Raw genomic sequence first — 12,733 nt, 5'->3', positions numbered from 1 at the left:
ACTGTCAGAACCATAAAGGCATTCAAATAATTCTGCAATCTATACCAAAAAAGTCGGGGTATAACGTTGCAGTCTCGTCTTTTGACCATTTATTATTTGCCTCCTGATTACAGGAGTAGAGGGATACGCTGTGCCGCAGCAAAATAGCCCATCCCAGTTTGGACAGGACGATGTCACCATTGAGGCCAATGACGTTGTCTATAATGGTTACTTCAAGATGGTGAAATACCGCTTCCGGCACCGACTTTTTTCTGGAGGCTGGAGTGGACCGATTGAACGCGAGCTTTTTGAGCGTGGACATGCAGTAGCGATGCTGCCTTACGACCCTGTTTCAGACAAGGTGGTGATGGTCGAGCAAATTCGCGTGGGGGCCATGGTGGCAAGTGACTCTCCCTGGCAACTCGAGATTGTCGCTGGGATCATCGATAAAGATGAAACCCCGGAAGCGGTGGCTGTGCGTGAAGCTGAGGAAGAAGCCGGTCTTAACGTGCAAAAGCTGCTGCCGATGACCCGTTACCTGTCAAGCTCAGGTGGTTGCTCGGAGCGCATTCATCTTTACCTTGGTATCGTGGATGCTTCGCAGGCAGGTGGCGTGCATGGGTTGGCCGAAGAAGATGAAGATATTCTTGTCCATGTGGTGCCGTTTATGACGGCTATGCAATGGATGAATGAGGGCAAAATTGAAAATGCCGCTTCGATCATTGCGCTGCAATGGCTGGCATTGAACAGGGAAACGTTGCGCGCGGTAGTATAAGCGGGCCAGTCAGGTTGTGCTGGAATGGAGGTAGGTTGAAGCAAAAGTACAGGGTTAATTTGAATGCGCTGATGCGCATGTATGAGACCAACTACGCCAAATTGCTTAGACTGATGCCGCGTGACGATGATGTGGGGACGTCCCGTGTCTACGACATCCAGGGTAATGAATACCAGATGGATATTCTGGAATCGACACGCTACACCACCTTACTGGATATCTGGCTACGTGGGGATGCCCCTCACTATTTGCGCCCCAGACTGACAGTGCGTATGTATCACGATGCACGTGTCGCTGAAGTGTGTACCACTCAGCAGATTTCTCGCATTAAGCCGCGTTATGATTATCCCAACCCGCGTATGCACCAGAGGGATGAAAAGCACCAGGTAAATGCTTTCCTTGCTGACTGGCTCGCGCATTGCCTGCGAAACGGTATCACAAAACAGAATATAATTTATTAGTTTGACGTGCATAGGCACGCATTTACGATCAAGGTTTTCAAGACGTTGCGGATAAGCCATCAACCTAGTCAATACAGCCAGAGCGTCCGGTTGTTACAAATTACAGATACCCACCTGTTTGCCGACCCTTATGGCAGTCTGCTGGGGGTGAATACAGCTGCAAGCTTTCAGGCTGTGGTCGAAAATATTCAATCCTTGGGGGTTGAATTCGATGCCATGATAGCGACCGGTGACATTTCGCAGGACCATACTGCTGAATCCTACCAACGTTTTGTTGATGGTATTTCCCACTGGACGCAACCCTGTTTTTGGTTGCCGGGTAACCATGATTTCCAGCCTGAAATGCAAACTGTTCTGGCACAATCTCCCCTTCAGCGCAGCGACGTTGTTCTGATGGGGGAGCATTGGCAGCTGGTCATTCTGGACAGTCAGGTAAAGGGTGTCCCACACGGAAGACTCTCTGAGGCGCAACTGGCACTTCTGGATTTGGCTCTGGTAACCCACTCTGAGCGTTATACCCTAGTGCTGCTTCACCATCATCCACTTCCTGCTGGCAGTGCCTGGCTGGATCAACATCAATTACATAACCGGGATGAATTCTGGACTGTGGTGGACAGACACACTAATGTGAAAGGTGTGGTTTGTGGACATATCCATCAGGCGCTGGATACACACTACAAAGGCTGTCGCGTGATGGCAGCGCCGTCTACCTGCATCCAATTCAAGCCAGATTCCGATGACTTTGCGCTCGATACGACCAATCCAGGCTGGCGTGAGATTGAATTACACCATGACGGTACGATTTCCAGTTATGTAGGTCGACTGAAAGGCACGGATTTTCAACCAGACATGAATTCATCCGGTTACTAGGTCCTGATATGCCTTCCTTGCTTCTCTATATTCACGGTTTCAACAGCTCGCCATTGTCGGCAAAAGCACAACAAATGCAGACTTGGTGTAGGTTGCATCGTCCGGACATAAAGCTGGAAGTTCCCCGTCTCGCCTGCTACCCTGCCGAAGCTGCAGCTCAACTCCAGCAAGTTGTTGAGACCTATAAAAACGACTATTGCATTGGTTTGGTGGGGAGTTCTCTCGGTGGTTATTTCTCGACCTGGTTAAACGCCAAATACGGCTTCCGTGCCGCCTTGATTAATCCGGCAGTTAAGCCTTACGAATTGCTGGCCGGTTACCTTGGCGCGCAGCAAAATCCCTATACCGGCGAAAAATACTGGCTTGAGCCACACCATATGGATGAGCTTAAAGCGTTGGACGTGGTATCCATTGCCAAACCGGAAAACCTGTGGCTGCTGCAGCAAGAAGGCGATGAGGTACTTGATTTCAGAGATGCCGTCACCAAGTATCAAGGATGCAAGCAGACGGTTGAGCCCGGTGGCGATCATGCTTTTGTCGGGTTCGACAGATACCCCGCTGACATCATTCAATTCCTGGGACTGTGACCACAACTCACAGAATAACCCCGTCAGCCGTGGCAATATTTGACAAGCTGGCGGGGCATCACTGACCATGTGACAAAATTTAGAAAACCAATCATCTATGACAGAGCAAGTTTATAACGCGGGATCCATTGAGGTTCTCAATGGTCTTGAACCGGTGCGTCGTCGTCCCGGTATGTATACAGACACGACCCGTCCGAACCATCTCGGTCAAGAAGTTATCGACAACAGTGTCGATGAGGCATTGGCAGGGCATGCACGGAAAGTGGAAGTTATCCTTCATGCGGATCAGTCCCTTGAGGTTATCGATGACGGCCGGGGCATGCCGGTGGATATCCACCCGGAAGAAGGGGTGTCCGGGGTTGAGCTGATCCTGTGTAAACTCCACGCCGGGGGTAAGTTCTCCAACAAGAACTATCAGTTCAGCGGTGGTTTGCATGGCGTAGGTATTTCAGTGGTCAATGCCTTGTCAAAGCGTGTGGAAGTCTCGGTAAAACGTGATGGGCAGGTATATGACATTGCCTTCGAACATGGCGAAAAAGTGCAGGAGCTGACCGTCACCGGTACCTGTGGCCGACGGGCCAAGGGCACCCGTGTCCATTTCTGGCCTGATGCCTCTTATTTTGATTCGCCGAAATTCTCTGTTTCCCGCCTGAAAAATATCCTGAAAGCCAAAGCGGTATTGTGTCCTGGTCTTGAGATTGTTTTCACCGACAAAAACACGGATGAAACCATTACGTGGTGCTATGAAAGTGGTTTGAAAGAGTACCTGGCGGAAGGCGTTAGAGGGTATGAACTGCTGCCGGAAGAGCCCTTTGTCGGTGAATTCAGCGCGTCGAATGAAGCGGCTGACTGGGCGGTGATTTGGCTGCCGGAAGGGGGCGAGCTCATCACTGAGAGTTACGTTAACCTGATCCCGACTGCGCAAGGTGGCACCCACGTCAACGGTCTGCGCCAAGGGCTTCTGGATGCCATGCGTGAGTTTTGTGAATTCCGCAACCTGCTGCCACGCGGTGTGAAGCTGACGGCAGATGATATCTGGGATCGCTGTGCGTACGTGCTGTCAGTGAAAATGCAGGATCCACAGTTTGCCGGCCAGACCAAAGAGCGCCTCTCTTCACGCCAGTGCGCGGCGTTTGTCTCCGGGGTGGTAAAAGATTCCTTTAGCCTGTGGCTGAATGAGCGTCCACAACTTGCTGAGCAGCTGGCAGAAGTCTGTATTGCCAACGCGCACCGTCGTATGCGCGCGGCGAAAAAAGTGGTGCGTAAGAAAGTGGCGTCAGGCCCAGCATTGCCCGGCAAGTTGACGGATTGCTCCATGCAGGACCTGTCACGCACTGAACTGTTCCTGGTTGAGGGTGACTCGGCAGGTGGATCGGCCAAACAGGCCCGCGACCGTGAATTTCAGGCTATCATGCCGCTTCGCGGTAAGATCCTGAACACCTGGGAAGTCTCCGCCGATCAGGTACTGGCTTCCCAGGAAGTGCACGATATTTCTGTGGCACTCGGTATCGATCCTGACAGCGACGATCTGAGCGGCCTGCGCTACGGCAAGATCTGTATCCTCGCCGATGCGGACTCCGACGGTCTGCATATCGCGACCCTGCTTTGTGCCCTGTTTGTAAAACATTTCCGCGCGCTGGTAAAAGCCGGCCATGTGTATGTTGCAATGCCACCACTGTACCGTATCGACTGCGGCAAAGAGGTCTATTACGCGCTGGATGACGAAGAGAAAGCCGGCATCCTTGAACGGTTGAGCCAGAAGCGCGCCAAAATTGATGTGCAGCGATTTAAAGGTCTGGGTGAAATGAATCCACTGCAGCTGCGCGAGACCACCATGGACCCGAATACCCGCCGTCTGGTACAGCTGACTATTGACGATCAGGAAGAAACTGACCGTATGATGGACATGCTTCTGGGGAAAAAACGCGCAGAAGATCGTCGCCATTGGTTACAAGACAAAGGCGACATGGCTGAGCTGGTTGAGATTTTATAAGATTCTAAGATCGGACGTTTTCAATGACTGATATCACTTATGACGGTGTCGAACAGCTTCCATTAAGGAAGTTTACTGAGGATGCATACCTCAACTATTCGATGTACGTCATCATGGACCGTGCACTGCCTTTTATCGGTGACGGCCTGAAACCGGTACAACGCCGCATCATTTATGCAATGTCTGAGCTGGGGCTGTCAGCCACAGCCAAATACAAGAAATCTGCCCGCACCGTGGGTGACGTGCTGGGTAAATATCACCCGCACGGCGATTCGGCCTGTTATGAAGCCATGGTGCTGATGGCGCAACCATTCTCTTACCGCTACCCACTGGTAGATGGTCAGGGTAACTGGGGTGCGCCGGACGATCCCAAATCCTTCGCGGCGATGCGTTACACCGAATCGCGTCTCTCCCGCTTTTCTGAAGTGCTGCTGTCTGAATTAGGGCAGGGCACCGTCGATTGGCAGCCAAACTTCGATGGCACCATGAAGGAGCCGAAAGCGTTGCCTTCGCGCCTGCCGCATATCCTGCTGAACGGCGTGACCGGTATTGCTGTGGGTATGGCGACGGATATTCCTCCGCATAACGCCCGTGAAGTGGCGAATGCGCTGGTGGCATTGATTGATTCACCCACACTGGATTTAGACGGCCTGCTTGAGCACGTTAAAGGACCGGACTATCCGACTGAAGCGGAAATCATTACCCCGCAGGTTGAGCTTAAAAAGCTGTACCGTGATGGTCGTGGCTCAATCAAAATGCGCGCCCGCTGGCATAAAGACAATGGCGATATCGTGATCACCGCGCTGCCACATCAGGTATCGGGCGCGAAGCTTCTGGAGCAAATCGCCAACCAGATGCGCGCGAAGAAGCTGCCGATGGTGGATGACCTGCGTGATGAGTCGGATCATGAGAACCCTACCCGGATCGTGATCGTACCGCGTTCAAACCGTGTGGACTGCGAACAGTTGATGAATCACCTGTTTGTGTCGACGGATCTGGAAAAGAGCTACCGCGTTAACCTGAATATGATTGGCCTTGATGGCCGTCCTCAGGTGAAAGGCTTGCTAAAAATCCTGACTGAATGGCTGGAGTTCCGCCGTGAAACCGTGCGTCGTCGCCTGCAATACCGTCTGGATAAAGTGCTGGCACGCCTGCACATTCTGGAAGGTTTACTGGCTGCCTATCTCAACATTGATGAAGTGATTGAGATCATCCGCACTGAAGATGAGCCGAAAAAAGAGCTGATGAGCCGCTTTGGCCTCAGCGAGAAACAGGCTGAAGCGATCCTTGAAATCAAACTGCGCCAGTTGGCGAAGCTTGAAGAGATCAAGATCCGCGGTGAGCAGGATGAACTGAATAAAGAACGTGAGCAGCTGGAAAAAGTGCTGGGTTCTGAGCGTCGCATGAACACCCTGCTGAAAAAAGAGATCCTCGCCGATGCCGAAAAATACGGTGATGAGCGCCGCTCACCACTGGTTGAGCGTGCAGAAGCGAAAGCGATGACGGAACGTGACCTGATCCCGAGTGAGCCGATCACTGTGGTGTTGTCAGAAAAAGGTTGGATCCGTCATGCCAAAGGCCATGATGTTGACCCAACCTCACTGAGCTATAAATCCGGCGACAGCTATCTGGCATCTGCCCGGGGTAAAAGCAACCAGCCCGTGGTGTTTATCGGCAGTGATGGCCGCAGCTATGCGCTGGAGTCCCATACACTGCCATCGGCACGCAGTCAGGGTGAGCCAATCACCGGTCGCCTGAACATCACTGCAGGAACAGCAGTGCGTCATGTGATGATGGGGGAGAACGACAATCTGGTACTGATGGCATCCGATGCCGGTTACGGATTTGTCTGTAAGCAAGACGATCTGCTGTCGAAAAACCGCAGCGGTAAAGCCTTGTTGAGCCTGCCCCAGGCGGCTGAAGTGATGCCGCCGCAGCGTGTGCTGGATATTGAAACCGACGATATCGTGGCCATTACCAACGAAGGCCGTATGCTGGTCTTCCCGGTGAAAGAGCTGCCACAGCTGGGTAAAGGTAAAGGGAACAAGATCATCAACATTCCTTCGGCGCGGGCAAAGGCGCGCGAAGAGCTGTTGTCACAACTGTTCGTGATCCCGCAGGGGGCGTCAGTCACCCTGCATGCAGGTAAGCGCAAGCTGTCACTCAAGCCAACAGACATCGATAATTTCCGTGGCGAGCGTGGCCGGCGGGGTTCAATGTTGCCGCGAGGTTTGCAGCGCGTCACCGCCATTGAGATTGCCAAGCCAGAAAGCGCCGAGCCTGAGGCGATGGACGCTGAATAAGAAAAGCCCTCTCCGGAGGGCTTTTTCTGGTGTGTTAGACAGAGTTGTTTGAGTATATACTAGGCGCAACTTATTTTAGCGAACATGTGTACGCTGTAATTTTTACCCGACCGCAGGGCTGGATGCCCGATTCTTTGCGGCGAAATGGTGTTAGGAGAATGTGAATGTACTTTATACTGCGACTGTTGGCTGTCGCGCTGTTTGCGATTGTCATGTTTGTATTCGGTTGTGGTTACTGCCTGTTCAGCCCGAGAAATCCAAAGCACGTTTATACCTTTGGCCGTTTATTCGGCAAATTGTCATCCCTGTTCGGGATCAAACTTCACCTGCGCCAGAGTGAAGCGTCAAAAGCCGTGGGAACCTGTGTGTATATTGCCAACCACCAGAGCAACTGGGATTTGGTGACGGTGTCCAATGCTGTACGTCCCCGGGCAGTGACAGTCGGCAAGAAAAGCCTGGCGTATATCCCTATCTTTGGCACCTTGTACTGGCTAACCGGTAACATCCTGATTGATCGCAACAACCGCAGCAAGGCGGTGGGCACCATTGGCCAGGTGGTTGACCAAATCAAGGACAATGATGTGTCGGTATGGCTGTTCCCGGAAGGCACCCGTTCACGCGGACGCGGTCTTCTGCCGTTTAAAACCGGTGCATTCCATGCTGCTGTGGGGGCAGGGGTTCCTATCGTGCCTATCGTGTGCAGTTCAACCAATCACCTGAGTGCATCACGGGGTGACAACGGTAATATTATTGTTGAAGTGATGGATCCGATTTCAACGGAAGGCTACGGCAAAGAGAACGTGCGCGAACTGGCACAGAAATGCCATGACATCATGGCGGCTAAGCTGGCAGAGTTGGATGCAGAAGTAGCCGAACTGAACAAGAAGTAATAAACTACTCAACAGATTGAGTAGTGATAAACCTAAAGGATACGCAGCCGCGTATCCTTTTGTTGTTTTTGGCGCGTTTAGTTTGTATGAGAAGTAATAGATTATGCTGAGAGATCAGGTCGTTCTGGTAACAGAAAGTGGCGAGCCGACGGGGCTGGCAGAAAAACTGGCTGCCCACCAGCAAGGGCTATTGCACCTGGCATTTTCTGTGATGATTTACCGTGAAACACCGGCAGGACGTGAGTATCTTCTGCAGCAACGCGCACTGGGCAAGTATCACAGTGGCGGGCTTTGGACCAACACCTGCTGTTCTCACCCCATGCAGGGTGAGCCGGTTGACGTGGCAGCCAGGCGTCGCCTGAATGAAGAGCTTGGTATTGTTGCCTCACTGGATTTGGCGTTGGGTGACAGGTTTTGCTATCGCGCTGAGCTTGATAATGGGCTGACCGAACATGAACTGGATCAGATCATTGTCAGCTGTGTGGATGATGTCGATGTGGTGCCGAATCCGGAAGAGGTGATGGACTGGCGTTGGTGGACAGAGCGTGAGATCAGCGAAGCGCTTCAGAAAAAGCCGGAGCAGTTCACCGCTTGGTTCCGTCAGGTGCTGGATAGGGTGTCTTTACAGCTCGCCGCATAGTGGTGCTCAGAAAAACAAAAAGCGACCGGCTATGGTCGCTTTTTCAATCTTGGTGCTTAGGGGCAACGGCCCTAGAGCTTATTTGCGTACAGCAATCGCTTCGATTTCAATGCCCACGTCTTTTGGCAGACGTGCAACTTCAACACATGAACGTGCTGGGTAGTGTTCGACACCGTGTTCATCGAAGAACTTGCCATACACGTCGTTAACGGTGCCAAAGTCGTTCAGATCTTTGACGAATACAGTCAGCTTGACGATGTCGCCAACTGTCAGGCCCGAAGACTCAACCACCGCTTTCACGTTTTCCAGGGATTGACGTGCTTGAACGGCAATATCTGGGGACACTTCACCGGTCTCAGGGTTGACCGGGATCTGGCCTGAAGTCAGCACCATGTTGCCCAGATCGACGCCTTGAATGTATGGGCCAATTGCTGCAGGCGCCTTTTCAGTGTGAAGCACTTTAGTCATTAATTTATCCTTAATCTAAACAATTATGTTGGATGCGGGCTTAGTCTGCACTGAGCCAGCGCCGTCGTAAACCCAGTCCATCACATTTTATCCCTGAAATGGCCGGTGATGGCGTTCATCGGCAAGAAAAGCCAACAACAAGGTTGGCTTTTCAATGGGATGAAGGGCAGGAAAGGCTGTCGCCCTTCGGGGTGTTGGCTGAAACCCTAATGGTTTTCGGTCATGATCTCCCGGGAGAACACTTTCTCGCAGTATTTGCACTTCAGATACACATCGTCGGCCTTTTCGATGACATTAAAGCTGCTTTCCACGGCTTTTTCATCGTGGGTAATACAGTTGCTGTTCGGACAACGGTATACACCCTGGATGCTTTTGGGCAGTGTCAGTGGCAGTTTGGCTACCACTTCATAGTTTTCGATTTGGTTGACGGTGGCATTGGGGGCATACAGCGCCAGCTGCTGTGCCTGCTCTTCACTGACGAAGATATTTTCAATCTTGATAAGATCTTTGGCACCAAGGGCGGATGAAGGCAGGTTAAGACCAACCGTTACGCGCTCATTGGTCTTGTGCAGCTTGAACAGCTTCATCACTTTAAAGCCGATATTGGCAGGGATGTGGTCGATAACGGTGCCGTTCTTGATGGCTTCAACCTGTAGTTTGTGATCTTTTCCCATGATGTTTCTCCTGCCTTAAATGCTTCCGTTAATAACCAGTGCCAGCAATGCCTGGCGTGCATACACCCCGTTTTCTGCTTGTTCGAAATAGTAAGCGTAAGGGGTTTTATCAACTGCGACGGTGATTTCATCTACCCGTGGCAATGGATGGAGAACTTTCAGGTTGTCGCGGGCGTTGGTAAGTTGCGGGGTATCCAAAATGAAAGCGGCTTTGATGTGTTGGTATTCTGACTCGTCAAGACGCTCTTTTTGTACCCGGGTCATATAAAGGATATCGAGCTCTGGCACCACATCTTCGATGCTGGCATGCAAACTGTAAGGAATACCTTGTTCGTCGAGCTCTTCCAGAATGTAATCCGGCATTGCCAGTGCTTCCGGCGCAATGAAGTAGAATTGGTTGCTATCGAATTTTGACAGCGCTTGGGTCAGAGAATGGACAGTGCGTCCGTATTTTAGGTCGCCCACCATCGCCACTTTCAGGTTATCCAGACGGCCCTGGGTTTCGTAGATACTGAACAGATCCAGCAGGGTTTGGGTTGGGTGTTGGTTCGCGCCATCACCACCATTGATAACAGGAACTCCCCTTGAAAATTCTGAGGCCAGCCGTGCCGCCCCTTCTTTCGGGTGGCGCATGACAAAGGCGTCGACGTAAGAAGAGATCACCTGCACTGAGTCAGACAGAGTTTCGCCTTTTTTTCCTGAAGAGGTGTTGCCGCCGTCTGGGAAACCAATCACGGTGCCGCCAAGACGCTGAACCGCAGTTTCGAAAGACAGGCGGGTTCGGGTGGACGCCTCGAAGAAGCAGCTTGCCACGACCTTGTTTTTCAGCAAGGTAGGGTTGGGCTCTGCTTTGAGTTTACCGGCAATATCGACGATAAGTTCTAGCTCTTCACGGGATAACTCCGGGATGGAGATGATGTGTTTGTTGTGTAGCGAGGTCGCCATGCCTTCTCTCCCTTAACAGATTCCATGTGCTGTTATTTTTGGGCAATTAACAGCCGCAGTGGTGGTACATTTTGGTCAAAAAAAAGCCTCCCGATAAGGAGGCTTTTTTGAATACAGTAAAAACGAAAAAGGGGGCCAATGCCGGGAGCCGGCAGGTTTTAGCAGTCAGTAATGTCACTAAATTTGGCATTCCGGTTCGTTTTTTTGACAAATTGCGGAGGATTATACGCCCATTTTTGTCCGGTGCAAGGTAGGAATAGTGATATGGCTCTGTTGGGAAATAGAAACCGCGCAGTACGCGGTTTACCCTGTTTTCTCACTCAGAAAGCGGGTTAGTTTCCCAGCGTGGCGACCATCACGGCTTTGATTGTATGCATGCGGTTTTCCGCCTCATCAAAAACGATGGAGTACTCAGATTCAAAGACCTCTTCGGTGACTTCGAGCCCTTTCATGCCATATTTTTCTGCCACTTCTGCGCCAAGGATTGTTTCATCATTGTGGAATGCAGGCAGGCAGTGCATAAATTTGACGTTTGGGTTACCGGTCGCTTTAATTACGTCCATGTTAACCTGATAGGGTTTCATCATCGCAACGCGCTCGTCCCAGGCTTCTTTGGACTCGCCCATAGAGACCCAGACATCGGTATAAAGGAAGTCACAACCCCGCACGCCTTCTTCCACGCTTTCTGTCAGGGTAATTTGTGCGCCGGTTTTTTCGGCTATCGCCTGACATTCTTCTACCAGTGTTTCTTCAGGCCAGAATTGGCTGGGAGCCACCAGGCGGATATCCATGCCCATTTTGGCTGCACCCACCATCAGTGAATTGCCCATGTTGTTGCGGGCATCACCCAGATAGGCAAACGTGATGTCAGACAGCTTTTTTCCTTGCCCATGTTCAAGCATGGTCAGGAAATCGGCTAGGATCTGGGTGGGGTGAAATTCATCTGTCAGGCCATTCCATACCGGTACACCAGCATATTGTCCCAGCTCTTCAACGATATCCTGGCCAAAACCACGGTACTGAATACCGTCATACATACGGCCAAGCACACGGGCGGTATCTTTCATCGATTCTTTGTGGCCAATCTGGGAGCCCGATGGGCCGATATAGGAAACCTTTGCGCCTTGGTCAAATGCCGCGACTTCAAAGGCACATCGCGTGCGGGTGGAGGCTTTCTCAAAGATCAGGGCGATGTTTTTTCCTGTCAGGCGAGGCTGCTCATAGCCACCATATTTGGCTTTTTTCAGCTCGGCAGACAAGTCTAATAGGTGTGCAATCTCCTGCGGCGTGAAATCCAGCAGCTTGAGAAAGTTCCGGTTACGCAGATTAAATGCCATGTTTGAGGTCCCTTTCTAAAATCCTACTTGTGACCTGTTTTATGTCACGCAGATATCAGTCATGATTCTGACTTATTTTTGATTGTTAATTCAACCTCTTTGAATAAATATTTATTTTTATTTGATCGCTACTTTCTTCAGGCGAGAGAGAAAACCCCGGTTGAGATAGTGTTATCAGTTTGAGGGGGGGCCTTAGACATTTTCATGCTCAATAGGGCAGGTCAAACAGCGCATTCTCCATCACTTGGTCTGTGCGGGTTGTCTGGAGGCTTATTGTAGAGGAGAGGGAGTGAATTTGGCGTGGCAAACCACATCAATCCGTGCCATAGTGCTGCCGTTAATAAAGAGCTGGAGTGAGCCGATGTCTTACGCTGACATTATTGAAGAACAAAAAGCGGAAACCCGTGAAATTATTGAAGCGTTGCTGGAAGATGGCAGCGATCCTGATGCACTTTATACCATCGAACACCACCTTTCTGCAGACAGTTTTGCTGAACTGGAAGGCGCTGCTGTGGAAGCGTTTAAAATGGGCTTTGAAGTGTTGGAAGCGGAAGAGCTTGAGCTGGAAGATGGCAGCACAGTGATTTGCTTTGACGCTGTGATGGAATCAGCATTGGACGCTGACCGCATTGATGAGCAGGTAGAAAAGCTGGTGAAACTGGCTGAAAAGTACAACATTGATTATGACGGTTGGGGCACCTATTTTGAATCGGATGAAGAAGACGCCGAAGAAGAAGGTGAATTAGAAGAAGACGATTAACCGTCACTGACTGAAAAAGCTGGAGCTGCAATGCTCCGGCTTTTTTTCCGC

General features: G+C 51.2%; 13 protein-coding genes. 9 read left to right on the top strand and 4 right to left on the bottom strand.

The window, feature by feature from the left end; all coding sequences use genetic code 11:
• Positions 1 to 130: 130 nt before the first annotated feature.
• The 8 genes from nudF to idi all read left to right on the top strand — a co-directional run bounded on the left by nudF (position 131) and on the right by idi (position 8,498).
• Positions 131 to 754: an ADP-ribose diphosphatase gene (gene nudF, locus AC6IB1_RS14705; RefSeq protein WP_497567266.1), complete on the top strand. Its 624-nt coding sequence runs from the start codon at positions 131 to 133 to the stop codon at positions 752 to 754.
• A 35-nt stretch (positions 755 to 789) separates the two neighbouring features.
• Complete coding sequence (locus tag AC6IB1_RS14700; RefSeq protein ID WP_497567265.1) at positions 790 to 1,215, top strand: DUF1249 family protein; 426 nt, start codon at positions 790 to 792, stop codon at positions 1,213 to 1,215.
• A 45-nt stretch (positions 1,216 to 1,260) separates the two neighbouring features.
• Complete coding sequence (cpdA, locus tag AC6IB1_RS14695; protein WP_497567264.1) at positions 1,261 to 2,085, top strand: 3',5'-cyclic-AMP phosphodiesterase; 825 nt, start codon at positions 1,261 to 1,263, stop codon at positions 2,083 to 2,085.
• An 8-nt stretch (positions 2,086 to 2,093) separates the two neighbouring features.
• The gene (gene yqiA / locus AC6IB1_RS14690; RefSeq protein WP_497567263.1) at positions 2,094 to 2,672 is read left to right on the top strand and encodes an esterase YqiA; all 579 of its coding nucleotides are present in this window, start codon (positions 2,094 to 2,096) and stop codon (positions 2,670 to 2,672) included.
• Between the two features lie 97 nt (positions 2,673 to 2,769).
• A complete protein-coding gene (gene parE, locus AC6IB1_RS14685; RefSeq protein WP_158162248.1) occupies positions 2,770 to 4,665 on the top strand; it encodes a DNA topoisomerase IV subunit B in 1,896 nt (631 codons plus the stop codon).
• 23 nt (positions 4,666 to 4,688) lie between these two features.
• Complete coding sequence (gene parC / locus AC6IB1_RS14680) at positions 4,689 to 6,968, top strand: DNA topoisomerase IV subunit A (protein ID WP_497567262.1); 2,280 nt, start codon at positions 4,689 to 4,691, stop codon at positions 6,966 to 6,968.
• 164 nt (positions 6,969 to 7,132) lie between these two features.
• On the top strand, positions 7,133 to 7,858 hold the full coding sequence (locus AC6IB1_RS14675; protein ID WP_497567261.1) for a 1-acylglycerol-3-phosphate O-acyltransferase: 726 nt from the start codon (positions 7,133 to 7,135) through the stop codon (positions 7,856 to 7,858).
• A gap of 103 nt (positions 7,859 to 7,961) precedes the next feature.
• Positions 7,962 to 8,498 (top strand): isopentenyl-diphosphate Delta-isomerase, encoded by a 537-nt coding sequence (idi, locus tag AC6IB1_RS14670; RefSeq protein ID WP_497567260.1) that lies wholly within the window; start codon positions 7,962 to 7,964, stop codon positions 8,496 to 8,498.
• A 78-nt stretch (positions 8,499 to 8,576) separates the two neighbouring features.
• Here idi and AC6IB1_RS14665 read toward each other — a convergent pair whose 3' ends face one another.
• The 4 genes from AC6IB1_RS14665 to argF all read right to left on the bottom strand — a co-directional run bounded on the left by AC6IB1_RS14665 (position 8,577) and on the right by argF (position 11,922).
• Positions 8,577 to 8,966, bottom strand: coding sequence for a RidA family protein (locus tag AC6IB1_RS14665; RefSeq protein WP_497567259.1), 390 nt, complete (start codon positions 8,964 to 8,966; stop codon positions 8,577 to 8,579).
• A 206-nt stretch (positions 8,967 to 9,172) separates the two neighbouring features.
• Positions 9,173 to 9,640, bottom strand: coding sequence for an aspartate carbamoyltransferase regulatory subunit (pyrI, locus tag AC6IB1_RS14660; RefSeq protein WP_497567258.1), 468 nt, complete (start codon positions 9,638 to 9,640; stop codon positions 9,173 to 9,175).
• 15 nt (positions 9,641 to 9,655) lie between these two features.
• Positions 9,656 to 10,585, bottom strand: a complete 930-nt coding sequence (gene pyrB / locus AC6IB1_RS14655; RefSeq protein WP_497567257.1) for an aspartate carbamoyltransferase — start codon at positions 10,583 to 10,585, stop codon at positions 9,656 to 9,658.
• 332 nt (positions 10,586 to 10,917) lie between these two features.
• On the bottom strand, positions 10,918 to 11,922 hold the full coding sequence (argF, locus tag AC6IB1_RS14650) for an ornithine carbamoyltransferase (protein WP_497567256.1): 1,005 nt from the start codon (positions 11,920 to 11,922) through the stop codon (positions 10,918 to 10,920).
• 361 nt (positions 11,923 to 12,283) lie between these two features.
• Between argF and rraB the strand changes: the two genes are divergently transcribed.
• Positions 12,284 to 12,682, top strand: a complete 399-nt coding sequence (gene rraB / locus AC6IB1_RS14645) for a ribonuclease E inhibitor RraB (RefSeq protein WP_497569150.1) — start codon at positions 12,284 to 12,286, stop codon at positions 12,680 to 12,682.
• Positions 12,683 to 12,733 lie beyond the last annotated feature (51 nt).

Source organism: Grimontia sp. THUN1695, from assembly GCF_059704325.2.
This window is presented reverse-complemented; position numbering and strand designations above follow the sequence as displayed.